22 protein-coding genes are annotated in these 24,470 nt (G+C 73.2%); 9 read left to right on the top strand and 13 right to left on the bottom strand.

From position 1 onward, the window contains the following. Positions 1-52: 52 nt before the first annotated feature. From E6R60_RS21170 to E6R60_RS21150, 5 genes are all read right to left on the bottom strand, one after another. Entirely contained in the window at positions 53-2,305 is a 2,253-nt protein-coding gene (locus E6R60_RS21170; RefSeq protein ID WP_136328182.1) for a molybdopterin oxidoreductase family protein, read from the bottom strand. A gap of 151 nt (positions 2,306-2,456) precedes the next feature. Next, a complete protein-coding gene (locus E6R60_RS21165) occupies positions 2,457-3,077 on the bottom strand; it encodes a TetR/AcrR family transcriptional regulator (protein ID WP_136328181.1) in 621 nt (206 codons plus the stop codon). Between the two features lie 196 nt (positions 3,078-3,273). After that, a complete protein-coding gene (locus E6R60_RS21160) occupies positions 3,274-4,557 on the bottom strand; it encodes a hypothetical protein (RefSeq protein ID WP_136328261.1) in 1,284 nt (427 codons plus the stop codon). 41 nt (positions 4,558-4,598) lie between these two features. After that, a complete protein-coding gene (locus E6R60_RS21155; RefSeq protein WP_136328180.1) occupies positions 4,599-5,432 on the bottom strand; it encodes a hypothetical protein in 834 nt (277 codons plus the stop codon). Beyond that, a complete protein-coding gene (locus tag E6R60_RS21150) occupies positions 5,429-7,696 on the bottom strand; it encodes a right-handed parallel beta-helix repeat-containing protein (RefSeq protein WP_240802639.1) in 2,268 nt (755 codons plus the stop codon). The genes E6R60_RS21155 and E6R60_RS21150 overlap by 4 nt, the downstream gene beginning before the upstream one ends. A 130-nt stretch (positions 7,697-7,826) precedes the next feature. On the opposite strand from E6R60_RS21150, the gene hmgA reads away from it, so the two are divergent. From hmgA to E6R60_RS21135, 3 genes are all read left to right on the top strand, one after another. Further along, positions 7,827-9,155 carry a homogentisate 1,2-dioxygenase gene (hmgA, locus tag E6R60_RS21145; protein WP_136328179.1) on the top strand — a complete coding sequence of 443 codons (1,329 nt, stop codon included), beginning with the start codon at positions 7,827-7,829 and terminating at the stop codon, positions 9,153-9,155. A 67-nt stretch (positions 9,156-9,222) separates the two neighbouring features. Next, positions 9,223-9,981 (top strand): GntR family transcriptional regulator, encoded by a 759-nt coding sequence (locus E6R60_RS21140; protein WP_136328260.1) that lies wholly within the window; start codon positions 9,223-9,225, stop codon positions 9,979-9,981. Positions 9,982-10,083: 102 nt separating this feature from the next. Beyond that, the gene (locus E6R60_RS21135) at positions 10,084-11,310 is read left to right on the top strand and encodes a type ISP restriction/modification enzyme (protein WP_136328178.1); all 1,227 of its coding nucleotides are present in this window, start codon (positions 10,084-10,086) and stop codon (positions 11,308-11,310) included. Between the two features lie 43 nt (positions 11,311-11,353). On the opposite strand, the gene E6R60_RS21130 is transcribed toward E6R60_RS21135, so the two are convergent. Continuing rightward, entirely contained in the window at positions 11,354-12,064 is a 711-nt protein-coding gene (locus E6R60_RS21130; protein ID WP_136328177.1) for a TetR/AcrR family transcriptional regulator C-terminal domain-containing protein, read from the bottom strand. A 63-nt stretch (positions 12,065-12,127) separates the two neighbouring features. On the opposite strand from E6R60_RS21130, the gene E6R60_RS21125 reads away from it, so the two are divergent. Beyond that, positions 12,128-13,090 (top strand): ATP-binding cassette domain-containing protein, encoded by a 963-nt coding sequence (locus tag E6R60_RS21125; protein ID WP_136328176.1) that lies wholly within the window; start codon positions 12,128-12,130, stop codon positions 13,088-13,090. Next, on the top strand, positions 13,087-13,923 hold the full coding sequence (locus tag E6R60_RS21120) for an ABC transporter permease (protein ID WP_136328175.1): 837 nt from the start codon (positions 13,087-13,089) through the stop codon (positions 13,921-13,923). Before E6R60_RS21125 ends, E6R60_RS21120 begins: the two co-directional genes overlap by 4 nt. An 18-nt stretch (positions 13,924-13,941) precedes the next feature. Here E6R60_RS21120 and E6R60_RS21115 read toward each other — a convergent pair whose 3' ends face one another. The 3 genes from E6R60_RS21115 to E6R60_RS21105 all read right to left on the bottom strand — a co-directional run bounded on the left by E6R60_RS21115 (position 13,942) and on the right by E6R60_RS21105 (position 16,047). Next, on the bottom strand, positions 13,942-14,550 hold the full coding sequence (locus tag E6R60_RS21115; protein WP_136328174.1) for a TetR/AcrR family transcriptional regulator: 609 nt from the start codon (positions 14,548-14,550) through the stop codon (positions 13,942-13,944). Between the two features lie 150 nt (positions 14,551-14,700). Then, positions 14,701-14,964: a hypothetical protein gene (locus tag E6R60_RS21110; protein WP_136328173.1), complete on the bottom strand. Its 264-nt coding sequence runs from the start codon at positions 14,962-14,964 to the stop codon at positions 14,701-14,703. Between the two features lie 282 nt (positions 14,965-15,246). Continuing rightward, the gene (locus E6R60_RS21105; RefSeq protein ID WP_136328172.1) at positions 15,247-16,047 is read right to left on the bottom strand and encodes an SGNH/GDSL hydrolase family protein; all 801 of its coding nucleotides are present in this window, start codon (positions 16,045-16,047) and stop codon (positions 15,247-15,249) included. 232 nt (positions 16,048-16,279) lie between these two features. On the opposite strand from E6R60_RS21105, the gene E6R60_RS21100 reads away from it, so the two are divergent. Continuing rightward, positions 16,280-17,395, top strand: coding sequence for a DUF5925 domain-containing protein (locus tag E6R60_RS21100; RefSeq protein WP_206309475.1), 1,116 nt, complete (start codon positions 16,280-16,282; stop codon positions 17,393-17,395). 172 nt (positions 17,396-17,567) lie between these two features. On the opposite strand, the gene E6R60_RS21095 is transcribed toward E6R60_RS21100, so the two are convergent. Beyond that, a complete protein-coding gene (locus tag E6R60_RS21095; RefSeq protein WP_136328170.1) occupies positions 17,568-17,942 on the bottom strand; it encodes a GntR family transcriptional regulator in 375 nt (124 codons plus the stop codon). 69 nt (positions 17,943-18,011) lie between these two features. On the opposite strand from E6R60_RS21095, the gene E6R60_RS21090 reads away from it, so the two are divergent. Both E6R60_RS21090 and E6R60_RS21085 read left to right on the top strand, forming a co-directional pair. Then, a complete protein-coding gene (locus E6R60_RS21090; RefSeq protein WP_136328169.1) occupies positions 18,012-18,932 on the top strand; it encodes a GNAT family N-acetyltransferase in 921 nt (306 codons plus the stop codon). After that, positions 18,913-19,410 carry a DUF402 domain-containing protein gene (locus E6R60_RS21085; protein ID WP_136328168.1) on the top strand — a complete coding sequence of 166 codons (498 nt, stop codon included), beginning with the start codon at positions 18,913-18,915 and terminating at the stop codon, positions 19,408-19,410. Before E6R60_RS21090 ends, E6R60_RS21085 begins: the two co-directional genes overlap by 20 nt. Positions 19,411-19,554: 144 nt before the next feature. Here the strand turns inward: E6R60_RS21085 and E6R60_RS21080 are convergent, their stop codons facing one another. Next, positions 19,555-21,033: a trifunctional class I SAM-dependent methyltransferase/NUDIX hydrolase/VOC family protein gene (locus tag E6R60_RS21080; protein WP_136328167.1), complete on the bottom strand. Its 1,479-nt coding sequence runs from the start codon at positions 21,031-21,033 to the stop codon at positions 19,555-19,557. A 249-nt stretch (positions 21,034-21,282) separates the two neighbouring features. Between E6R60_RS21080 and E6R60_RS21075 the strand changes: the two genes are divergently transcribed. Next, positions 21,283-22,329 carry a lytic polysaccharide monooxygenase gene (locus tag E6R60_RS21075; protein ID WP_136328166.1) on the top strand — a complete coding sequence of 349 codons (1,047 nt, stop codon included), beginning with the start codon at positions 21,283-21,285 and terminating at the stop codon, positions 22,327-22,329. A gap of 29 nt (positions 22,330-22,358) precedes the next feature. Here E6R60_RS21075 and E6R60_RS21070 read toward each other — a convergent pair whose 3' ends face one another. Together E6R60_RS21070 and E6R60_RS21065 are read right to left on the bottom strand one after the other, a co-directional pair. Beyond that, positions 22,359-23,252 (bottom strand): alpha/beta fold hydrolase, encoded by an 894-nt coding sequence (locus E6R60_RS21070; RefSeq protein WP_136328165.1) that lies wholly within the window; start codon positions 23,250-23,252, stop codon positions 22,359-22,361. Between the two features lie 188 nt (positions 23,253-23,440). After that, complete coding sequence (locus tag E6R60_RS21065; RefSeq protein WP_136328164.1) at positions 23,441-24,439, bottom strand: hypothetical protein; 999 nt, start codon at positions 24,437-24,439, stop codon at positions 23,441-23,443. Positions 24,440-24,470: the final 31 nt, after the last annotated feature.

Here is a 24,470-nt window from a genome sequence, read left to right as displayed (position 1 = left end):
CCACGGCGTTAACAAGACGTTGACATGTGAGCAATACGAGCAAAACCCCAGGTCAACGCGAGGGCGTGACCGTGACCGGAATGCCGTTGAGCACGGCGGTGCCGGAGAGCGGGTCGAGGCGGCTGCCGTCGAGGAGCTGGTTGACGTTGACGCCGGGCTGCTCGGCGGCGACGGACATCCTGGTGCCGGGGCGGTCGTGCCCCCAGCCGTGCGGAAGGCTCACCACGCCGGTGCGCACCCCGTCGGTGACCTCGACCGGGACGGTCAGCTCCCCGCCGTCCCCGGTGACCTTGGCGGGCGCCCCGTCGGTCAGTCCGAGGCGTGCCGCGTCCTCGGGGTGGATCTGGAGGGTGCAGACGTTGGAGCCGCCCCGGAGCGCGGCGACGTTGTGCAGCCAGCTGTTGTTGGACCGCAGATGGCGGCGGCCGATGAGGACGAGCGCTTCGGGGTCGGCGCGGCCGTCGAGGGCCCGGCGCAGTCTGGGCAGGTCGGCGGCGATCGGGGCGGGGAACAGCTCGACGCGCCCGCTGCGGGTGGTGAGGATCTCGGGGACACGGGGCACGAGGGGGCCGAGGTCGATGCCGTGCGGGTGGGCGAGCAGCCGCTCCAGGCTGAGCCCGTCGGGGTCGGCGCCGAAGCCCTCGCCGTAGGGGCCGAGACGGAGCATCAGGTCGAGGCGCCGCTCGGCCCCGGTGCGGCCGGTGAGCGCGGCGGCGATGCCGGCGGGGTCCCGGCCGTATACCGGTGAGAGCGGATCGGCGACCGCCTTGCCGAGGGCCCGGTCGATGATCATGGTGTCCACGGCGTCCGGCTCCGCGCCGTGCATCCCGGAGACCGCGAGGACGAGCCGGGCGAGGATCTCCGCCTCGTCCATGCGGCCGGCGCCCAGGGGCAGGGCGGGTCGGGTGTAGCGGACCTGGTTGCGCACGGCCAGGGCGTTGAACGCGAAGTCGAAGTGGGCGCTCTGCGAGGGCGGCGGCGGGGGCAGCACGACATCCGCGTGGCGGGACGTCTCGTTGAGATAGGGGTCGACGCTCACCATGAAGTCGAGACCGTCGGCCAGTGCGGCGTCGAGCCGGTCGCCGTCGGGCGCGGAGAGGACGGGGTTGGCGGCCAGGACGATCAGGGCGCGGATCCGCCCCTCGCCGGGCGTCGTGATCTCCTCGGCCAGTGCGGAGAGGGGCAGTTCGCCCTTCGCCTCGGGGTGGCCGGAGACCCGGCTCGCCCAGCGGCCCAGGGCGAAGCCCTTGCCGGGGGCGGCGGGGCGCGGGGCGCGCGCGGTCGCGGAGAGCGGGAAGAGGGCGCCGCCGGGGCGGTCGAGGTTGCCGGTGAGGACGTTGAGGACGTCGACGAGCCAGCTGGCGAGGGTGCCGTGTTCGACGGTGCAGCTGCCGATGCGGCCGTATACGGCGGCGGTGCGGGCGGCCGCGAGCTCCCGGGCGAGGGCGCGGATGGCGCCGGCGTCCACGTCGCAGGCCTCGGCGACGGCCTCCGGCGTGAAGTCGCTTACGGCTTCGGCGACTTCGCCGAGCCCTTCGACGTGGTCCGCGAGCGCGCCCGGGTCGGTCAGCTTCTCCTCGAACAGCACGTGCGCCATGGCCGCGAGCAGGAGGGCGTCGGTGCCGGGCCGGATGGCCACGTGCCGGTCGGCGAGGCGGGCGGTCCGGGTACGGCGCGGGTCGACGACGGTGAGGGTGCCGCCCCGGCGGCGCAACGCCTTGAGCTTGCCCGGGAAGTCGGGGGCGGTGCACAGGCTGCCGTTGGATTCGAGGGGGTTGGCGCCCAGCATCAGCAGGTGGTCGGTGCGGTCGAGGTCCGGCACGGGGATGGCGTTCGGGTCGCCGAAGAGCAGCCCGCTGGAGACGTGCTTGGGCATCTGGTCGAGGGTGCTCGCGGTGAACAGGGCCCGGGTCCGCAGGGCGCCGAGCAGGGCGGGCGGGTAGAGGGCGCCGGCCATGGTGTGCACGTTGGGGTTGCCGAGGACGACGCCGACGGACTGTGGCCCGTGGTCCCGGGAGACGGCCGGCAGGGCGTGGGCGATCGCGTCGAACGCCTCGCTCCAGCTCGCCTCCGTCAGGACGCCGCCCTTGCGGACGAGGGGGGTGCGCAGCCGGTCGGGATCCTCGTCGAGCCCGCCGATCGATGCGCCCTTGGGGCAGATGAACCCCTTGCTGAACACGTCCTCGCGGTCGCCGCGGGCACCGGTGACCCTGGTCCCCTCGATGGTGAGGGTGAGCCCGCAGGTCGCTTCGCAGAGCGGGCAGATGCGCAGGGCGGTACGGGAGCTGCTGGGGTCGTGCGGCATGGGGCCCTCCCGGGGCGGCGGCAGCGGTGGCGCGCGGACATGCGTGAGCACGGCCGAGCATACCGACCGGTACGCATGCTGGGGAGGTGTGCGGAGAAGAAGGTGGCGGGCAGGGCCGCCCCTTCCCCCGCCCCCCGAGGGCCGGCCGAGCTCAGTCCAGCACCCGCGCGAGGTAGGCCTGAAGCAGCACGCGCGTCTCGGCGACGATCGCCGGGTCGCCGGACGGGTCGGTGCGGAAGGCGAGCTGGAGCAGGGCGTCGGCCGCCTCCACGCAGACCAGGATGGAGCGCAGGAGGGCGTCGTCGGACTCGCGCCCCAGATGGCCGGCGAGCAGCTCCACGAGTCGGCCGGCCACGCGCAGATTGGCGTCGTCGGCCGGGTCGTCGACCGGCGCGGGGGCGCCGAAGTCGATGAGGGAGAAGCCGGGGACGGAGGTCTTCATCGCCAGGTACTCGTCGAGCACGGCGTCGATGGCGGGCCGCCAGTCACCGGCCGGGATGGTGACCAGCCGGGCGGTGATCCGCTCGGCGTAGCTGTCCAGGTTGCGGCGGGCCAGGGCGTCGGCGAGGGCCCGCTTGTTGGAGAAGAAGCGGTAGACGGAACCGATGGGAACCCCCGCGCGTACGGCCACGGCCCTGGTGGAGAGCTGCTCGTAGCCGGTCTCGTCGAGGAGTTCGGCACAGGCGTCGAGTATCCGGGCGAGGCGCTCGGCGCTGCGCTGCTGCACGGGGGCGCGGCGGAGGTTCGTGTTCGCATGGGGCACGGGTTCCATGATGCCGTGGGACTCCCGGGGCGCAGGCGCGGGTCGGGCTCGGTGCCGGGGTTCGGATCCCTGACGGAGGCGGGCTCGGTGCCGGGGTTCGGATCCCTGACGGAGGCGGGCTCGGTGCCGGGGTTCGGATCCCTGACGGAGGCGGGCTCGGTGCCGGGGCTCGGATTCCTGGCGGAGGCCCGCTCCCCGGCGCTCCTCAGGCGATGAGCAGGGCCAGCCCTCCGGTCGTGTACGCCACCATCAGGACCAGGAGCGGAAGCTGGCCCGCGACGGCGCGGCCGGGCGGGAAGAGCCGGACGGAGCGGTCGTGGGCGGCGACGACGCCGAGGACATGCCCGAGCACGATCGCGACCACCTGGAGCGTGGCGAGGGCGCCCGGGCCGAGGAACGGCTGGGGCGGAACGGGATTGTCAGTGCCGAGTGCCACCATGACGGTGTGTGGCCCTTCGGTGACGAAGAGTGTGAAGTAGTGGGCCACGAGATAGCCGAGGGCGATCGGGACGAGGGAGTGCGCGAAGGCGGTCAAGGGGTGCGGCAGTTGACCGGAGAGGAGCCGGACGGCGCCGGCGCAGAGGGAGTAGAGGGCGGCGACGAGGGCGACGGCCGCCAGCAGACCGAGGGTGGCGGTGGTCGTACGGCCCAGGGCAGAGGTCTGGACGGTGGTGATCCAGGAGGGGGCGTCGGAGAAGCCGTCGTACGCGGTGGAGCCGAGCAGCACGCAGACCGTGGCCACGAGCCCGGGCAGTCGGGGCGTGGCGTCGAGTCCGTTGAAGGGGGAGCGCAGGACGAGGCGGTGGTCGCCGGGGCGGCGGCCGAGCGGCGAGAGCCGGGCGAGGAGGCCCGAATAGGCCTCGAAGGCGTCGGCGTGGTCGAACCACCGGGCTCCGTGGAGGGAGGCGCCCGCGAGCTGCGCGCTGGAGTACAGGGCGAGGAAGAGGAGGAGTGCGGTGGGTGAGGCGGGGTCGGGGGCGACGAGTTCGAGCCAGGTGAAGGCGAGGAGCCCGGCCGCGGCGGGCCACATCCCGAGGCGCGGGGGCAGGGGGCGCCCGGCGGCCGGGTCGCGTCCGAGCACGCGGCAGCCGAGGAGGTGCAGGGTGCGCAGCGGGTTGAGCAGCCGCCAGACGGGCCCCAGCAGCAGCGAGGCCGGGACGAGCCCGACCCAGAGGAGTACGTAGGCGGCGCCCGGGGCGGGGTTGCGGTCCGGGTCGGCCGGGCCGAGGAGGAGGTGGAGGACGACCAGGAGCGCGGCGGCCAGGCCGAGCGTACGGGCCGCGATGCGGGTGGGGCGGGCGTCGGCGGCGCGCTGGACGGCGGCCGGCAGCGGGCGGCCCGCCCGGTCGCCCCGGAAGCGGGAGGCGGGCCAGAGCAGGCCGAGGGCGAGAAAGGAGACGAACAGCGCGGCGAAGGCTCCCGCGAAGGCGTAGAACGGCGAGAGGGGCAGATCGTGCTGGGCGCCGATGCCGTGGGCGAGGACGCTCACGCTCCCGGAGCCGGTGCCGGCTCCGGGAGCGTCGAGGACCGTCACCGTACGACGAGCTGGGTCAGGAGCAGGTCGGACTCGTGCGTCTCGACCTCGAAGAGCCCGGTGCGGTCGGCGGTGAAGGTGAGGGTGACGGTCCGGCCGGCGGGCAGCCGCGCCTCCTTGTCGTAGCCGTGGACGTGAAGGGTGTCGTCGCGGTCGCTGCGGACCACGAGGCGCACGGTCCGGCCCTTCTTGACCTCGGTGCGTCCGGGAGCGGGGCTGACCTTGCCGTCGCGGACCGAGATGTCCAGGGTGGTGCCGGGGCGGGGAGCGGGAGGGACGGTGGGTGGCGAAGCCGCCCCGCCGAGCGTGGCGGTGGCCTGGACCGGGGCGGCGTCGACCGCCCAGGCGGTGTGGTCGTCGGCGTAGAGGCGAGCCGTCAGCCGGGTGCCGCCCCCGGCGGCGCGCAGCAGTGACTCCGGGAGGTGGAACCAGGCGCCGTAGACACGGGCGAGGGGGTGGCCGTCGAGGAAGAGCCGGGCGTGGCCGCGCCCCAGGAGCGCGGCGCCGCCGACGCTGTCCGGGGTGAACCGGAAGTTCCCCACCGTGAGATGGACGTTCCAGCCGTCCTCCGAGTCCGGCCGGACGGCCATGGCCACCTCGGGCGCGCCCTCGGCGTCGACCTGGCGCAGCCGGTGGCCCGAACCGTCCTCCGCGGTCAGGAGCCGGCCGGTGCTGCCGGTGGCCTGCTCATGGCTGGTGCCCGGCTTGTGGTGGGTGGTGGCGCGCCCCCCGCAGGCGGCCGCGCCGAGCAGGAGGGCGGCGACGAGCAGGGCGGCGGCGGACCGTTGTGCGCGGGGCGGCGCCCAGGTCCGGTTCGGACGGCGGTTCACGACGGTTCTCCGTCCGGTCCGGCGGGCGGGGCGGTGGGAGGAGCGGTGGAAGCGGCGGAGCGCCCGGGTCGCGCCGGGCCGCGCCGGGGAGCCGGCCCGCCGTCAGATCCGGTGGCCGGTCCCGTACCGGACCCCTCGCCGCCTCCCGCAACCCGCTCCAGGTCCGGCGCCCCCGTCGCGTCCGGCGTCCCCTCCACGTCCGGCGCCCTCGTCGCGTCCGGCGCCCCTTCCCCGTGCGGCACCGCCTCCACATCCGGCGTCCCCGTCGCGGGCGCTCCGTGGCGGGCGGCGGCCACGACGGCCCACACCACCCAGACCAGGCCGAGCAACCCCCGCACCCAGGCCGGGCTCAGCGGAATCCACGGGATCATGAACACGCCCTTGTCCACCGCGTCGAGCAGCGTGAGACCGCCCAGCGCCACCGTGACCCAGCCCAGCCCCGGCCGCCCCCGCCGCAGCACCAGCCCGATGCCGGTCCACCAGAGCCCGGTCAGCAGCAGCGCGAGGGCGGGCACATAGGTGGAGGCGAGGCCCATGGTCGAGCCGGCCACGTCCAGGCCGAGGCCCAGCAGACCCAGGAGGGTGGCGGCCGTCGCGAGCCGGCTGGACCGCAGCCGGCGCCACCACAGCACTCCGCCGACCAGCGCGAGCACCACCGCGGTACCCAGGGCCGCCTGCACCTCGACGCGTTCGATGCCGCGCGCCCCGTACCAGTCGCAGCCGGCCGGCAGCCGGCGCGCCTGCACGTTGTAGTCGGCGCAGACCAGCAGCTGGGCGAGCTTGACGGGTTCCCCCACCAGCCGGTCGGTGCTGCCGGAGACGGATCCCCGCCCGGACCCGCACACGGGCAGGGAGCGCGGAGTGGAGGCGCCCGTGTCCGACTGCCAGCAGTTGCCCGCCCCCTGGCCGTCCCACCACACGTCGGTGCCGTTGGGACGCGGCCTGCCCTGCTTGTCGGTGCCGAGGTGGTTGTTCGCGTACCGGTTGTGGTGCGAGGTGTCGGTCTGCTTGCCGAGGGCGTCCTCGCCGCGGATGAAGGCGGGGACCGCGCTCAGGAAGAAGGCGGCGCGCTTCTGCCCGTAGACCCAGTTGTCCTCGTAGAGGTTCCAGTTGCCGCCCGCGGTGATGATGCCGGTGCCCGGGGGCATGGAGATCTGCGGGCAGACCACCCCGTCCTCGTAACCGCGCTCGACGGGCGGCTTGGCGCAGGTGCCGTCGGCGACGTACGGGTAGTAGTCGGCGTTGTTGTCGTGGATCAGGTTGCGCTCGAAACGGGCGTGGTTCTGCGGCAGGCCGGGGTGGCCGGGGAAGGCGCTGTCCATCGAGGCGCCGCCCATGTTGTGGTCGAACTCGTTGTCGTGGACGTGGACGGAGTCACCCGCGGTGCCGGAGTAGCCGACCATGTTGTGGTGGCTGCGGCAGCCGGTGATCTCGATCGAGTAGCGCGGCACCTCGTAGCCGTGCGCGTCGTTGATGTCCGACGCGCTGCCCGGGTAGATGCCGGAGTCGCCGTTGCCGTACGACTCGCAGTTCTTGTACAGGCCGTGGTCGCTGGCGAAGGTCAGGAAGCCGTACTCGTCGTTCCACCGGGTCAGGACGTCGTCGATGACGAACCCGTCCTGCGCCAGGATGTAGAGCGAGTTGAACGTGGTGCGCTGCGCGGTGAAGTTCTTGAAGTAGACGCCGTCGGAGCCGTCCGCGCGGACCGCGTTGAGCTTCTGGTACTTGGCGTCGATGACGACGTCCGTGCGCGCGGCGCCGGTGCCCTCGATCTGGAGGTCCTTCTTGCCGAGGATCGCCACCAGGTTCTGGTTGTGCGGGCACTTCGCCTGCTGGGCGTAGCTCAGGATCTGGTAGCCGAGCTGGGACCTGGGGGCTTTCAGCCCGGCGCACTCCCCCTCGGGAGCGGGCAGCGAGGGCTCCTCCTCGTAGAGGCCGGGCAGGATCGCGATGTTCTTCCCGGGCCCGGTGACCGCGTCGACGGCCTGCTGGAGATGTCGGTAGCCGGACTTCTGGCACCGGTCGAAGAGCGCCAGGTTCCTGGTCCGCAGGGCGTCCGGGAATCCGGAGATCCGGCGCTCGAAGTCGGCCCGGTCGCTCTTGCAGACCAGGAGATCGGGCTCCCCCGCCCGGTACACGGGGACACGGCCGGTGCCGTCGGGCAGGGTGACCGGCCGCTCCTCGTGCGCCTGGGCGGCCGGGGCCGCGAGAAGGACGGCCGCGAGCGCCGCCAGAACAGCCAAAAGTCTTCGTGTCCACGACATGTGCGGGAGAGTAGAGCATTGTTCATCTTTTGAAACCCCCCTGTGCCGCGCGAATGCCGTTGACTCTCCCCGTTCCGATTCCTACGGTTGACCATAGGATTCCAGCATTCCTCATGCACCGGGAGCACACATGAGCGGCATCGAGCAGGCGCGGAAGACGGCGGAAGGGCTCGCACACTCCGCCGGATTCGGCAATCAGCACAGCTCGGAAGCGGTGCCGGGGGCGCTGCCGCACGGCCGCAACTCACCGCAGCGCGCACCTCTGGGGCTCTACGCCGAGCAGCTGAGCGGTTCGGCCTTCACCGAGCCGCGCGTCCACAACCGCCGCTCCTGGCTCTACCGGATCCGCCCCTCCGCGGCCCATCCGCCGTTCGTCCGGATCGACAACGGGACCCTGCGCACCGCCCCCTTCACCGAGACCGTCCCCGACCCCAACCGGCTGCGCTGGGACCCGCTTCCGGAGCCCGCGCCCGGCACGGACTTCCTGTCCGGCCTGTGGACGCTGGGAGGAAACGGCGACGCCGCCCAGCGCACCGGCATGGCCATCCACCTCTACGCGGCCGACGCCGCCATGACGGACCGGGTGTTCAGTGACAGCGACGGCGAACTCCTCATCGTCCCCGAGCTCGGCGGACTGCTGCTCCGTACCGAACTGGGCCTGCTGCGCGCGGAACCCGGCCACGTCGCCCTGATCCCGCGCGGGGTCCGCTTCCGGGTCGAACTGCTCGACGCGACCGCCCGCGGCTACGTCTGCGAGAACTACGGCCAGCCGTTCGTCCTCCCCGACCTCGGTCCGATCGGCGCCAACGGCCTCGCGAACGCGCGGGACTTCCTCGCCCCGGTCGCGGCGTACGAGGACGTGGAGGGCCCGGTCGAGGTGGTCAACAAGTACTGCGGCAACCTCTGGTCGGCGACGTACGACCACTCGCCGCTCGATGTGGTCGCGTGGCACGGCAACCACACCCCCTACGTCTACGACCTGCGCCGGTTCAACGTCATGGGCTCGATCAGCTACGACCACCCGGACCCGTCGATCTTCACGGTGCTGACCTCGCCCACGGACACCCCTGGTCTCGCCGGGGTCGACTTCGTGGTGTTCGCGCCGCGCTGGCTGGTCGGCGAGGACACCTTCCGGCCGCCGTACTTCCACCGCAACGTCATGAGCGAGTACATGGGCCTGATCGAGGGCGCGTACGACGCGAAGACGGCCGGCAAGGGGGGCTTCGTGCCCGGCGGCGGCTCCCTGCACAACATGATGTCGGCGCACGGCCCGGACCGGGAGACCTTCGAGCGGGCGAGCGCGGCGGAGCTGAAGCCGCAGAAGATCGACGACGGCCTGGCCTTCATGTTCGAGACCCGCTGGCCCGTCACGGCGACCGGACAGGCGGCGGCGGCCGGCCATCTCCAGCACGGCTACGACGACGTGTGGCAGGGTCTGAGCCGCAACTTCAGGCCGTAACGGCCCCCGTGCGCAGCGACGACGAACGCAGGTGACCCAGGTGCCGACGCCCCCTCCGAAGTCCCCCATGGCCCAGGGGGCCGCCTTCGCGCCCGACTCCCTGGTCCTGAACCGCAAGCTCCCGCTCTGGTATCAGGTCTCGCAGTCGTTGCGGGCCTCGATACTGGGCCGCACCGCGGACGCCACCCTGCGGCTGCCGACCGAGGAACAGCTCGCCGCGCACTACGGGGTCAGCGTCCTCACCATGCGCCAGGCGCTGAAGGAGCTGGAGACGGAGGGGCTGATCAGCCGGCACCGGCGGCGCGGCACCTTCATCGAGCCGCGCGCACGCCGGGTGTCGCCGGTGCGGCTGCTCGGTTCGATCGACGCGATCGTCGCCCAGCAGTCGGGCGAGCGGACCACCGTCCTCGACCACGGCCCGTCACCCGTGCCGGGCGATGTCGCGGAGTACTTCCCCGGCTGCCCGGAAGTCACCGGCTACCGGCGCCTGCGGTGCGAGGAGGACACCGGGGAGCCGACCAACTGGGCGCAGAACTGGGTCCATCCGGAGGCCGCGGCCGGGCTCGACCCCGCCGACCTCGAACGCTGGCCGATGACCAAGGTGCTGCGCGACCGCGTCGGCGTCCCGATCGCCCGGATCACCGACACGGTCGAGGCCCGGCTCGCCGACCCCGCCACCGCCGAACTGCTCCGGGTCCCGCTGCTCAGCCCGATCCTGTACTACACGGGCGTGACGTACGACGAGAGCGGCCGGGTGGTGGACGTGGCGCAGATCCGCTACCGGGGCGACCGGTTCTCCTTCTCGGTCACGGTGGAGGCGCACTGACGGCGGGGCCGCGGGTCACGCCAGGCACCCTGCCGGCGCCCGCGGCCCCGCCGTTACGATGCCCGGGAAGGCGGCGGACGTGGCGACGGGGAGGACGACACGGTGGCAGCACCGGCAGCGGCCGGCTCCGGCGAGGGCCCGCGCAGCCCGCTCCTCGACGACCTCATGCCCTGGTCCGTACGGCCGCTCAGGACGGGGCGGCCCTGGGTGACCGCCCCCGACCCGGCCTCACTGCGCGCCCGCTGGGAGCGGCTCGTACGCGCCCCGGGCGCCGAGCGTGAGCAGCTGTTCGGGCCCACCCGGGCGCGTACGCCGCGGACCGCGGTGGCGGCCCTGCCCGGTCAGTCCACCGCGACCGGCCCCTTCGCCCGTGAACCGGGTCCGTGCCCCGATCCGGTACGGATCCTGCACGGACCGTTCGACGAACAGTGGCTGCTCCCCGACCACCGCCTGATCGACATGGCCCGTCCCGAGCTGTGGCGGGTCGCCGACGGTCACCAGCTCTTCGTCGTCGAGCACGGCCGGGTGCCCCAGAACACGGGGCCCGCCCTCTCGGTGACCGCACTGCTCCCCGACGGCCACTCCCCCGCGGGGAGGCCGGGCCGGATCCGCCCGTTGTTCCGGCGCCCCGGCGGCGCCGAACCCAATCTGGCCCCCGGCCTGCTCGGCCTGCTCCGCGCCCGCCACGGGGACGCGGTCACGGCCGAGTCGGTGCTGGCCTGGATCCTCGCTGCGGCCCGGCAGAGCCCGGCCGGCTGCGTGGTGCCGCTGCCCGCGGACACCGCGCGCTGGTCGGCGGGGGTGGAGCTCGGACGCGAACTGGTGCGGATCCAGCTGCGCGGGGCGCGGGGCGGCGAGCGCCCCCGGCTGCCGGGCGGCCGCCGCCCCTATGTGCGGGCCGCCGTGCCGCCCGCCCCGGCGGAGCTGTCCTACGACTCCGAGGAACGGGTGCTGTGCCTCGGTACGGGCCGCATCGCGCCGGTGCCCGCCGGTGCGTGGGAATTCCGGGTGGGCGGCGTACGGACGCTGGAGCTGTGGTTCGGGCGCCGGAGCGCGGTGTCCGGGCCGGCGGGCACGGAGGGCCTGGCGGCCCTGCGCCCCCGCGTCTGGCCGCAGGAGTGGACGTCGGAGCTGCTGGAACTGATCACGCAGCTCGCGCTTCTCGCGGAACTCCGGCCCCGCCAGGAGGAGCTGGCCCGGGGCCCGGAGATCGGCGTGCGCGAACTGCGGGCGGCGGGCGTGCTGCCGGTGGCCCCGGGGGCCCGGCGGCCCGCATCGGTGCTCGACCACCGGGAGGAGGGCCCGGACGGCCAGTTCGCCCTGCTGTGACTTCGCCGGGCCGCCGAACGGCCCTGAGGGCTGTCCACGGAGGTCAGGCGCGGCCGAACGAGTCCAGCACCCGGTTGAGCGCCCGGTCGAACACCCCCTCCAGGTCGATCGGCCCGGAGTCCTCGGCGAACCCGGCGGCCATCCGCGGGTACTTCCCGGTCATGATCTGGCTGATCAGGTACCCGGTACGGGCGGCCTGCTCCTGTTCCTCGGACCAGGGCAGCGACCGGCTGCGCTCCGCCGTGGCGATCTCGTTGGCGGTGTAGGTGGTCACCACACCGTTGACCATGGCGATGAGTTCCATCTTCTCGCCGAACCGTGCGTCGACCCCGTCCAGGCAGCTCAGGGCGTACTCCAGGTAGCGCAGGGCGTTCGGGCTGAATCCGTACACCGGTGACATCAGCCGGGGCACCCAGGTGTGGCGGCGCATCATGTCCCGGGTCTGACGGGCGAGGGCGAGCAGGTCGGCGCGCCAGTCGCCGGAGGGCTCGGGGTAGTCGTAGCCGGCGCTGACCGCGTCGAGCATCAGCTCGTGCAGGTCCTCCTTGCGGGGCACGTAGTTGTACAGCGACATGGTGCCGCAGCCGAGCTCGGCCGCCACCTTGCGCATCGACACCGCGTCGAGCCCCTCCGCGTCCGCGATCCGCACAGCGGCCGCCGCGACGTCCGCACGGCTGAAGGCGGGTTTGGGACCCCGCCCCGCACGCTCGGGGCGCGCCCAGATCACTTCGGGTACAGCGGGTCGCCCCACCATCGGTCATCACCTCGATCACCATGGTAGTTACGTACACCGTACGTAGTGCGGTACGGTGACGGCATGACAACTACGTACGCTGTACTTAGTGAAGGTCTGGAGAAGCGCTATGGCGACGTCCATGCGCTGCGCGGCCTCGATCTGGCCGTCGCCGAAGGCGCCGTCTGCGGAGTGCTGGGGCCCAACGGCGCCGGCAAGACCACGGCCGTCCGCGTCCTCACCACGCTGACCGCACCCGACGGCGGCAGCGCCCGGGTCGCGGGCCACGACGTGGTGCGCGAGGCCGGGGCCGTACGGGCGGCGATCGGCGTCACGGGCCAGAGCGCCTCCGTCGACGGCGAGCTGTCCGGCCGGCAGAACCTGCGGCTCTTCGCCAGGCTGCTCACGTACCGGGGCGAGGCCGCGCGCACCCGTGCCGACGAGCTGCTCGAACGCTTCGAGCTGACCGACGCGGCCGACCGCCCGGCCCGCACCTACTCGGGCGGGATGCGCCGCCGCCTGGATCTCGCCGCCAGCCTGCTGGCCCGCCCGCGGGTGCTGTTCCTGGACGAGCCGACCACCGGGCTCGACCCGCACAGCCGCAATCAGATCTGGGCGGCCGTACGGGAGCTGGCCGGCCGGGGCACCACCGTCCTCCTCACCACGCAGTACCTGGAGGAGGCGGACCAGCTGGCCGACGAGATCGTGCTCATCGACAGCGGGCGGGCCGCCCACACCGGCAGCCCCGCCGAACTGAAGGCCGGGATCGGCAGTTACGCCGAGGTCGTCGTCGCCCACGCCTCCGCGCTCGGGGCGGCGGCCGCCGTTCTGGACCACCTGACGGGCACCGAGCCGGTGCTGGACCCCGAACGCCGCACGGTGGGCGCGGTCACCACCGACCCCTCGCTCACCCTGCCCCGGATCGTCCGCGAGCTCGACGCGGCGGGCGCGGCGGTGATCGACGCGAGCCTGCGCCCGCCCACCCTCGACGAGGTCTTCCTGCGCCTGACCGGCCGCGGCACCCCCATCAAGGAGACGGCAGCATGAGCACCGACGCACGCGTGACGGCACGGCCCACGGCACGGAACGACGGGAGCACGCACACCCCGGTATCGGACGGCCTGGCCGTGCTCGGCCGCCATCTCCAACGGATCAAGGCGGCCCCGGGCGTACTGATCCTGACCCAGACCATGCCGATCACGATGCTGCTGTTCTTCGGGTACGTCTTCGGCAGCGCCCTGGCCGTCCCCGGCCAGGAGTACCGCGCCTTCCTGGTGCCGGGCCTGCTGGCGGCGACCGCGGCGAACGGCCTCATGACCGGGATGTTCCAGGCCGCCCAGGACTGCGACCGGGGCGTGATGGACCGGCTGCGCACCCTGCCCATGAGCCGGACCGCCGTGCCGTTCGGGCAGACCGCGGCCGACGCGCTGACGACGGCCGTCGGCCTGGCCCCCCTGATCCTGGTCGGACTCGCCGTGGGCTGGCGGGTCGAGGGCGGCCCGGCCGCCGCGCTGGGAGCGTTCGGACTGCTGCTGCTGTTCCGGTTCGCGACGTCGTGGGTGGGCTGCTGGCTGGGACTCGTGATCCGGAACGAGGAGGCCGCCGGGCAGGTGGGCGCGTCCACGTTCATCCTGCCGCTGCTCTCCAACGCGTACATCCCCACCGGCGATCTGCCGGGGTGGCTGCGCACGCTCGCGGAGTGGAACCCGATCAGCGCCGTCGCGGCGGCCGCCCGCGACCTCTTCGGCAACGCCGCACCGGCCGCCGACGCCGCCTGGCCGGTCGCCCACCCGGTGGCCGGAACGCTGCTCTGGTCGGCGGTACTGCTCGCGGTCGCCGTGCCGCTGTCCGTGCGCCGTTACGCGCGCGGCGGCGAGTGAAGGCGCGAACCAGGCCGGTCAGCCGGTCAGCGCGGCCGGCCGGTCCAGGGCGCCGAGCAGAGCGACGAAGCCCGACTCCAGGAAGGCGCCGAGGTCGTCGAGGGCGTCCGGCTCGTCGAGCGGCCAGTTGGTGACGGCCTCCTCGGCGAAGGCCATCCAGGCCCGGGCGGCGACGGGCAGCCGGGGCGAATCCGGCATCCCGAGCCGTCGGTGCCCCTCCTCCAGCCGCCGGGCCACGGCGGTGCGGGTGGACTCGACGATGTCCTCCACGGCGGGATGGCTGCCGGCGGCGCCCCGGACCAGGGCGAGATAGACCCTGCGGTGCTCCGTGACGTACGCCGCGAACCCGGCGATGAACGACCGCAGCCAGGCGACCGGCTCCAGCGCGGAGTCCGGCTCCATGGCTGCGGTGAAACCGTCGCACTCCCGCTGCACCAGGGAGCGGTAGAAGTCGCGCTTGGAGTCGAAGTAGTGGAAGAGCAGCCCTCGGGAGATCCCGGCCCGGCGCGCCACATCGTCGGTGGAGAGCTCGTCCAGCGAACGATCGGAGAGCATGTCCACGCCAATAGCGACCAACTGCGCCCTTCGCTCATCGGGGCTCAGGCGCGCGGCTCGCTTCTCGGGCATGCGGACAGTCTAGAAGTACTTCGGCACCGAATTACCTCGGCACCCACTCACCCACAAGCGGGAGGCGCGCGGACATGGCGACGCGCCACTGCCGGCTCCGGGGATGACGGAAGAGCGGGCAGCAGCGCGAGCCGGGACCGGGGCGTCGGGTCAGCGGCGACTGCCGAAGAGCGAGCGCCGCAGTCGCCGCAGCGGGGCGAAGAGCGAAACCCTCGCGCTCCTGCTCCGGCGGGTGTGCGCGGCGTCGCGCGAGGTGAGTTCGAGCATCAGCAGTGTCGCCTCCGCGGACTCACGCTGCGGGACGGCGGGGCCGCCCAGCACTGCGAGATGGCGGTCGAGGCGCGAACTGGTCGCACCGCTCCCGCATGTGATGGCAGGCACACGCGGCCTGCTGCGCATCGCTATCTGTTCCATGTCACTCCCCACCCGTACGAGGGCACCCGGCCCGGGCAGGTTAACCCTATCGCCCCTCGGCGACACGCGTGTATCCCGGGCACGGGATTGGGCACACACATACGGATGTTGACGACCAGTCCGTGAATTCGCGCGATTCCAGGGCGAGTTGGACAGTTCGTCAACCTCCGGGCGGCGCAGGCGCGTCGGGACCGCCCACCGGAGAGGGCCCTGACCTGCAGGGCTTCCCGGCAGGCGGACCGACGGCGTGCCGCACCAGGCGCGAACGAGCGTTCGCGCCGGTCAGTCGAGCGAGTTGAGAACGGGCAGGTATCCACCGGACTGCCCGGCGGCGAAGGGATGGTACGACTCGCCGATGTTGAGCCAGTTGAGACTGTGCAGCCAGGCACTCCCGGAGCAGATCTCGTGCCCGGTGAACGGCCCGGCGACATCACCGAAGGTGAAACCGTGGTCGGCGGCCCGCTTGGCGGTGGCCGCGTTGAGGTAGTCGGCGGCGCCGTTGATGGCGGTGCGGACCTTGTCGCTCAGGCCGACGACGCAACTGCCGCCGATCTTGTAGAAGCGCGGGTAGCCGAGCACGACGACGTGGGCGGACGGGGCCTTGGCGCTGATCGCCGAGTACACCGAGTCGAGCCGGCCGGGCAGCGTGGAGTCCACGTAGGCACGGGCCGTGGCGATCCGGTTGAGGCAGGTCGCCTCCGACTGGAGGACACAGGTCGTCATGACATCGGCGAATCCGGCGTCGTTGCCGCCGATGGAGATCGAGACGAGGTCGGTCGAGGAGCTGAGCGGTCCGAGCTGGCTCGCGGTCACATCGTTGGTGCGGGCGCCCGAGCAGGCGGTGAAGGCGAACGAGGCGGGCGAGTGGGCGGCCGCCCAGAGCGAGGGATACGCGAGGGTGCTGCGCTTGCAGTCGCCGCTGGAGCCGATGTAGCTGCCGGAGCCGACCCCCGAGGAGTAGGAGTCACCCAGGGCGACGTAGTCGACGGACGTTGCGGCGTTCGCGGTGGCCGCCCCGGTCAGGGCGATGACGGCACCGAACAGGAGCGAGGACGACAGGGCCACGAGTCTGGAGATTTTCATGGAGCCTCCATGGGACCGACCAGCAGGATCTCTGCCTACTCAGTGGTAGCAGCAGCAAGGCGTATTCCGGAAGTGTCCATGCCAAGTTCATCGGACGAGCTTGGGACGGCACCCTTCTGATTCGGTGTCATATCGGTCTCCCGGTGAGACCGCGTGGTGCACCGCACCGAGATCGCACCGCCGGGAAGCAGGTGACGAAACCTGGGTGCGCCGGGTGCCTCCGTGCCGGATCATGGCCCGCATGTCTGCCACCCCCGAGTCCGCTCTGCCGATCCGGCTCAACGTCGACGACAGCGACTCCCCGTCCGACGTCGTCGACGCGCTGTTCCTCGGCCGCTTCGCGACGGGCGAGCAGCCGTACTCGCACAGCTCCTCGCTCGACCGGGTCAGGAAGAACGCCACGCTGCTGCCCGAGGGGGCGAAGGTGCTGCGCGCCGCCCGCGACGACGACCGCAGCGCCACTCTGGCCGAGGGCGACGGCTGGACCCTGCTGATCTCGCGGTGGAACCGGGGTGCCGACGTCACGGTCACCGCGACCAGCGCGGAACTGGCCCACACGGTGCTCGAAGAGGCGACGGAAGGCGCCCAGGACGAGCCGGAGCCGCAGCCGGACAACGTGACGATGGGGTTCTGGTACGTCTCGCCGCGCCGGGGCCCGTACCGCACGACCCGTCAGATCGCGGCCGGCACCTGGGACGAGGTCCGGGCCAACTACACCGCTCCCGTGGCCGATGCGATGGACCGGCTGATGAAGGTCACCCCGGACGACATCGCGGGCCGGCTGCTCCTGCTGCACGGTCCTCCCGGAACGGGCAAGACGTCCGCCCTGCGCACGCTGGCGCGTTCCTGGCGCGACTGGTGCCAGGTCGACTGCGTGCTCGACCCCGAACGGCTCTTCAACGACGTCGGCTATCTGATGGACATCGCGATCGGCGAGGACGACGGCAGCGCGAAGGGCCGCTGGCGCCTGCTGCTCCTGGAGGACTGCGACGAGCTGATCCGCGGCGAGGCCAAGCACACGGCCGGCCAGGCGCTGTCGCGCCTGCTGAACCTCACGGACGGTCTGCTGGGCCAGGGCCGCAACGTGCTGGTCGGGGTGACGACCAACGAGGACCTGGAACGGCTGCACCCGGCGGTCGTCAGGCCCGGCCGCTGCCTGGCCCGGATCGAGGTGGGCCCGCTGACCCGCAAGGAGTCGGTGGCCTGGCTCGGCACGGAGGAGGGCCTGGGCCGGGACGCGACCCGCGAGGGAACGACCCTGGCGGAGCTGTACGCGCTGCGCCGCGGCACCGGCCCCGCGTCGGTGCCCAGGCAGGACTCCGGGGCGGACGCGGGCCTGTACCTCTGAGCCGCCACGCGGACGGACCCCTCCCACGCGACGCGTCCGCGCGCCGGCACTTCCGCGCCGCCACCCGGACGGGCCACTGCGAGGCACCCGCGCACCCGGCGGGCCCGCACATCTGAGCCGCCACACGGACGGGCCCCGTGCGACGCGACGCGCGGCCGCGCGTCGCCTCGGCTCACCCGGCGTAGACCGCCCGCACCGCGTCCTCGGCCAGCTCCAACGCCCGCGCCCGGGACATCCCCAGCCGCCGGGCGTGCTCCGCGTACTCCCGCGCCGCGGCACCGGCATGGCGGTCGGCCGCGTCGCCCGCCGCGGCGACGAACGTGCCGTTGCGCCCCCGCGTCTCGATCACCCCGTCCGCCTCCAGCGCGCGGTAGGCCTTGGCGACGGTGTTGGCGGCGAGGCCGAGCTCCTCGGCGAAGCCGCGGACGGTGGGAAGCCTGTAGCCGACCGGCAGCGCCCCCGAGCGGGCCAGTTCGGAGATCTGCGTGCGCAGCTGCTCATAGGGAGCGGTGCCGGCATCCGGGTCAACGGCGATCTTCAGAGTCACGGGCCGATTCTGCCCCACCGCCGGAAAATAGAGGGCGGCCGGGCCGGGCCCGCGGGTAGCGTCCGGCGCATGACTGTCATCGTGCGCGATTTCCGGCCCGCCGACGCCGAGGACTGGGTGCGGGTGCGGCGCGCGGCCCTGCCCTACATGGTCACCACGCCGGAGCAGGTCGTCTTCGACCTGGCCACCGCCCATCCGGACAAGCGCTACCGGCTGCTGGTCGCGGAGGAGGACGGCGAGATCATCGGGACGGCCCAGGTGGGGCTGGCGTACGAGAGCCCCGAGCCGGGCCAGGCGTTCTGCAATCCGTACACCCACCCCGAGCGGACCGGCCGGGGCGCGGGCACGCTGCTGCTGCGCACGGCCGAGGAGTATCTGGCCCTGGCCGGCGCGACCTCGGTCTACACCTGGGTCCTGGACACCGCCGGCAACCGGGCGTTCGCCGGGAAGCACGGCTACGAGCCGAGCCGGCCGGCGCACTTCCTGCATCTGGATCTGGCGGGCGGCGCCCTGCCGGCCCGTCAGGATCTCCCGGCCGGTGTCGAGCTGCGTACCGCAGCCGACTTCGCCGACGATCCGCGCCCCCTCTTCGAGGCGGATGCCGAGACCACCGCGGACGAGCCCAGCGACACCCCGGCCCGGCTGACGGACTACGAGGAGTGGCTCGGCGAGACCTGGGCCTCTCCCGGCCTCGACCACCACCTCACCTCCGTCGTGGTGGCCGACGGCCGGGTGGCGGCGTTCAGCGCGGCGCAGACCGACGGAGTGGACCGCTACTGGTCGGGGATGACCGGCACCCGCCGGGCGTTCCGCAACCGCGGGCTGGCGAAGCTCGCGAAGAACGACTCGCTGCACCGGGCGCGCGCCGCCGGGTACACCGACGCCTACACGGGCAATGACGCCGACAACGGGCCGATGCTGGCAATCAACCGCTGGTTCGGCTACGAGATCTGTGCCACGGAGGTACGCCATGTCCGCAGGATCGTCTGACGCCGAGCTGACCGTCGTCCTGGTCAAGGCCGGGAAGACCAAGATCCGCTACCCCGCCGCCCTGGTCGCCGACGACGGCACCCGGGTGACGGTACGGGCCCCCTGGGCCGCCCCGGGTGTACGCGACTTCGGCTTCGTCCGCTTCGAGCCGGGCGACGTCTTCACCGAGCACTACTGGCGCGATGCCTGGTTCGCGGTGAAGGAGGTCCGCGCGAGCACGGGCGAACTCAAGGGCTGGTACTGCGATGTGACCCGTCCGGCCGTGCTGCGGGACGGCGAGCTGCTCGTCGAGGACCTGGATCTCGATCTGTGGGTGTCGGCGGACCGCAGCACCGTACTCCGGCTCGACGAGGACGAGTTCGAGGAGAGCGGACTGGCGGGCCGCGACCCGGAGGCGGCCGGGGCGGCCGTCGCCGCCCTGGACGAGCTGGAACGGCTCGCCCGCACGGAGCAGGGCTTCACCGGCCTGCTGGGCTGACCGCGCCCGACCCGGTCCGCCGAACCGAGCCGCGCCTCCGGACCCGGCCCGCTGGGCAACCGCGCCCGACCCGGCCGGCTGGGGCGAGCCGCGCCCGGGCTCGGCCCGCCGGGCTGAGCCACCGCCCCCGGCGGCTCGGAGACCTCAGCCCGCCACCAGCTCCACCTCGTACCCCGCGGCGTCCTCCAGGTACGCGGCTACGTGCCCGTCCCCGCCCGCATGCGGATGACGGTCGCCGAAGAGCAGCCGCCAGCCGTGCTCCGGGGCCCGGGCCACCAGGGCGTCGAGGGTGGCCCGGTCCTCGACGTGGAAGGCGAGGTGGTTGAGCCCGGGCCGGCGTCGTTCGTGCGCTCCCGGGGCCAGGTCGGGCGACTGTTCGATCACCACGTAGCTGTCGCCCCGCCGCCAGCTGCGCCCGTGCGCCCATCGCTGGTACGGGGCATGGCCCAGCTCGCCCAGGAGCCAGCCCCAGCCGGAAGCGGCGGCCGCCAGATCGGGCACCCACAACTCGATGTGGTGGAGCCGCCCGGTGCGGGCCCCGGCGGCCGGCAGGGGGACGGCCCGCCGGGCGCCCCCTGGTTCGAACGCGACGGTGTCGCCGTCCTCGTGCCAGTGGATCAGGAAGTGCTCCCCGCTCCGGTAGCCGTCGAGGCCGGCACGGCAGTACGCGACCATGTCGTCGGGCAGGGCGTCCAGCGGGAACCACTCCAGCTCGGAGCACTTGTCCGGTTCCCGGTTGTACGGCGGCCGGCCGGGGTCGTAGGCGGCCTCGAAGAACCAGCCCGTCCTTGGATTGCCCCCCGGCCCCCGGTGCTGCATGACCAGGGCCGTCCGCAGCTCCTCCGGCCGGAGCTCCACCCCGATCTCCTCGGCCGCCTCGCGGATCACCGCCGCGCGGACGTCCTCGCCGTCCTCCACGTGCCCGGACGGGGCGTGCAGCAGCCCGTCCGCGTAGCCCGTGCCTGCCCGCCGGGCGAGCAGGACATCGGAGCCCCGGCGGAGGATCAGGTGCACGTCGACGACCTCGGTGTGCCGGCGCGGGGGCTCGGCACGCGCGACCAGCGCGTAGCGCTCGTCGTCGACCTCCTTGCCCCAGAGGTCCCGGTCGCCGGAGAGCGGCTCGTGATGGATGCGCTCGGTGAAGGGGCCGAGCAGCCCGGTGAGTTGCACGGCCGACAGTCCGACCCCGTTCCACACGCCTTCGACCAGCACCAACCGGCCGCCGGGCCTCAGCAGCCCGAACCAGTGGCGCAGCACCCGGGCCGGATCGGGGAGCAGCCACACCACGTGCCGGGCCAGGATCACGTCGAACCGCTGCTTGCCGACCGGGGGTGAGGCCGCGTCCCCGGTCAGCACCTCGGTGCCCGTACCGGCCAGTTTGGCGCGCGCCTGCTCGACCATCCGGGGCGAGCGGTCCACGGCGGTGACCCGGTGGCCCTGCCCGGCGACGAGCAGCGCCAGACTTCCGGTGCCGCACCCCAGATCGAGCACCTCGGAACGGCCCCGGGGCAGCCAGCTCTCCAGCCGCTGCGCCCAAGCGTGCCGGACCACGGGATCCAGCAGGCCGTGGTCCGGCTCGTCGTCGAAGGAACCGGCGGCTGAATCCCAGTCGATCGTCGTCATGGACCGATCGTGCCAGCTGCCGCTGACAACGGGGCCGGCTCCCGCGCAGCCGCTGTCCTGCGGACGTGGAGCGGTGGGCGGCCGGTGGCCCTTGAGCGTTCTTAAGCGTCCGTGAGTGGCCCCTTAAGCGCGTCATAACGATCGCCGGCAGACCGTTCTCCCGGCTTCCGAGGGGCCGGGCGCGGGCTAGCTTGCTGTTCCCGGGACGCCCCGCCCCTCGCTGTGGACCGCTGAAGGAGTAACGCCGCCATGCCCGCCCTCACCACCGCCCGTCGCAGGACCGCCGCCGTCGCCGCGCTCGGTGCGACGCCGCTCGTACTCGCCGTTCTGACCGCTGTCCCGGCCTCGGCGCACGGCTCGCTGACGGATCCCGTCAGCCGGGTCTCGGCCTGCTTCGCCGAGGGGCCCGAACACCCGCGGTCCGCCGCGTGCGTGGCGGCGGTCGCGGCCGGCGGCACGCAGGCGCTGTACGACTGGAACGGCGTCAACATCGCCAACGCCGCCGGGAAGCACCGGCAGTTGATTCCGGACGGCAAGCTGTGCAGTGCGGGCAACGACAAGTTCAAGGGGCTCGACCTGCCGCGCGCGGACTGGCCGGCCACCGCCGTGAAGGCGGGCCCCCACACCTTCCGCTTCCGGGCCACCGCCCCGCACAAGGGTTCCTTCGCGCTGTATCTCACCACCGCCGGCTACGACCCGTCGAAGCCCCTGAAGTGGTCGGACCTGGAGGAGAAGCCGTTCGCCGAGGCCACCGACCCGAAGCTGGTGGACGGATCGTATGTCTTCGACGGCACTGTTCCCGGGCGCTCGGGGCGCCAGCTGATCTACACCGTCTGGCAGCGGTCGGACTCCCCCGAGGCGTTCTACGCGTGCTCCGACGTGGTCTTCGAGGGGGCGAGCGGTACGAGCGGTGCGGGCGAAAGCGGTTCGAGCGGCAGCGGTTCGGTCGCCGCCGTGCCCGCGCCGTCCGCTTCCGCGCCCTCGGAGCAGGACATCACCGAGGGTGCGGAGAAGTCCTCGGTGGAGCACGGCGGCCACGGGGACGACGACGCCGGTACGGGTGCGGCCGTCACCGAGGCCACGGGCGCGACGACCGCTCCGGCCAATGCCCCGGAGCCGGACCACGCGCCGGGGGACGCCCCCGTCGTGGGGGCCGACCACCTCGCCGAGACAGGCGGCAGCGCCGCCACCAGCCGGATGGCCATCGGCGGCGCGGCCGCGATCGCCCTGGGCGCGGCCGCGCTGCTGGTCTCGGTCCGTCGCCGGGCCGCCTCGGCGGGCCGGCACGGACGCTGACGGAAGGTCCGGCCGGGGGACCCGGCCCCCTACCCGATGACCGAGGCGCAGGTGGTCGGGGTGGCGTGCGCCGGGTCCAGGGCGTTCGCCACCTCGTGGTAGGCGATCCGGTCGATGGTTCCGATCGCCACGTGCTCGGACAGGTCGACCGGGCAGAGGTCCTGGAGCAGGACGTTGCGTACGTCCGGCCCGTCCAGGAACTGCGTCCGGTACGGGGTCACGACCTCGTCGTACCGGGTCGCGATGACGGTGTAGTGCACGCCCGGCACCGTGTCGGGCAGCGAGTTGAGCTTGGTGACGAAGGGCGATCCGGCCACCTGGTCGGCGAGTCCGGGCGTGCCGGCGTTGAGCAGGTCCTCGGCGCCGGGGAAGTACGGCAGCAGCTTCGTCAGGCCGAGGAGGGTGGTGCCGTGGTTGTCGGGCGCGAGGCCGACCAGGGCGTTCACCTTGGCTCCTCCGCCGAGGAACTTCAGGTAGTAGTTCGGCATCATGCCGCCCTGCGAGTGGCCGACGAGGTCGGCCTTGGGCGCTCCCGTGGAGGCGAGCACCTTGTCGACGAACGCGGCGAGCTGTCCGGCGGACTTGTCGATCGGGCCGAGGCCGTTGAAGAGGGGCACCCCGGGGAGCTGTCCGTAGTCGAGGGAGTAGACGCAGTAGCCCCGGTTGACCAGGAAGGGGGCGAGGACGAGCCAGTTGTCGACCGAGTTCCCGAAGGTTCCGTGGACCAGCACGACGGGACGGGGGTGGGCGGCGGAGGGCTTGCAGGAGTAGTCGTTCCAGCCGCGGGAGGTGACCGTGGCGGCGGTGGGGGCGGCTGCGGCGGCAGTGGCCGTGGGGGTGGCGACTGCGGCGACGGCGAGGAGGAGTGCGGCGAGCGTGGTGCGCGCACGGGGGGTGCGCGGCGCACGGGTCCAGGGCAGCATCGTGGGGTCTCCTTGCGGCTCAAGGGAGTTGCGATGTCTGTGCACCCTGCGGCCCGGACCACAAGTTCTGACGGCGTTCTACGTGCTCATGCCAAATTACGCATGAGTAGGGTGGAGTGGGAAGTTACGCGTCGGTAAAAACTGACCCGGCGGTAACCGCGGCTTCAGGACAGTTCCCGGCGGGCGGCTCAGGCCGCGAGCCGCCCCGGCATCACGGCCCGTGGCCCGAACCGGTCCCGCAGCCGGTCCGCGACCGCCTCGATCCGCCGCGCTCGTTCGTCGACCGGGTCGAAGGTCAGCTGGTGCGCGGCCCGCCCGGCGTCGCCGAGCCCCTCGGCGCGCAGCGCGATCCCCCGCACCCGGGCCCGCTGCAGGGCGAACGAGTCATGGATGCGGTAGGCGAGCGCGGTGAGTTCCGCGGAGTGCGCGGTGGGCTCGCGGAGCGTACGGCTGCGAGTCAGCGTCGAGTAGCCGGTCCGGTCGGCATAGCGCACGGAGACCGCGAGAGAACGGCACACCTGCCCCTCGCCGCGCATCCTCGCCCCCAGTTCCTCGGTGAGCGACATGAGCGCACGCCGCTGCCGCTCCCGGTCCAGCTCGTCGCGCGGGAAGGTCCGTTCGGCGGCGACCGAGCGGGCGGCGGCGTTGGGCACGACCGCGGTGCGGTCGATACCGTGCGCCCGCTCCCACAGGTCGCGCCCGGTCCGCGCCCCGGTGATCCGTTGCAGGGTGCCGAGCGGGGCGGCCGCGATCCGGCCGACGGAGTCGAGCCCGTATCCGCACAGGGCGCGGGCCGTCGCCGCCCCCACGCCGTCCAGCGCGGCGACCGGCCGGTCCGCGAGGAAGGCGGCCGCCCCGCCGACGGGCACCACGAAGGTCGTCCCGGGCGCGGCCTGCCGCGCCGCCATCCGGGCCAGCATCGGGTTCTCGGCCGCCCCGATCGCGCAGTCCGCACCGTGCAGGGCCAGCGCGCGGACCCGGATCACCGAGGCCAGCCCCGTCACGTCCTGCCGGAAGTAGCGCAGCGCGCCCCGGACGTCGGCGAGCGCCCCGTCGGGGGGCGCGGCCTCGACGACCGGGGTGAACGAACCGAGCAGGGCGAGCAGCCCCGGGTAACCGGCACCGTCGGGGAGGCCCCCGCCGACCCTGCGGAACCGCAGGCAGAGGATTCCGGGCTGCTCACTCATCCCGTTCACCCCTCTCACCTCACTCACCTCA

The sequence above is a fragment of the Streptomyces sp. A0642 genome (assembly GCF_004795105.1).
Classification (GTDB): Bacteria; Actinomycetota; Actinomycetes; order Streptomycetales; family Streptomycetaceae; genus Streptomyces.
Note: the sequence above shows the minus strand (reverse complement) of the source record. Positions and strands in the feature narration are given on the sequence as shown.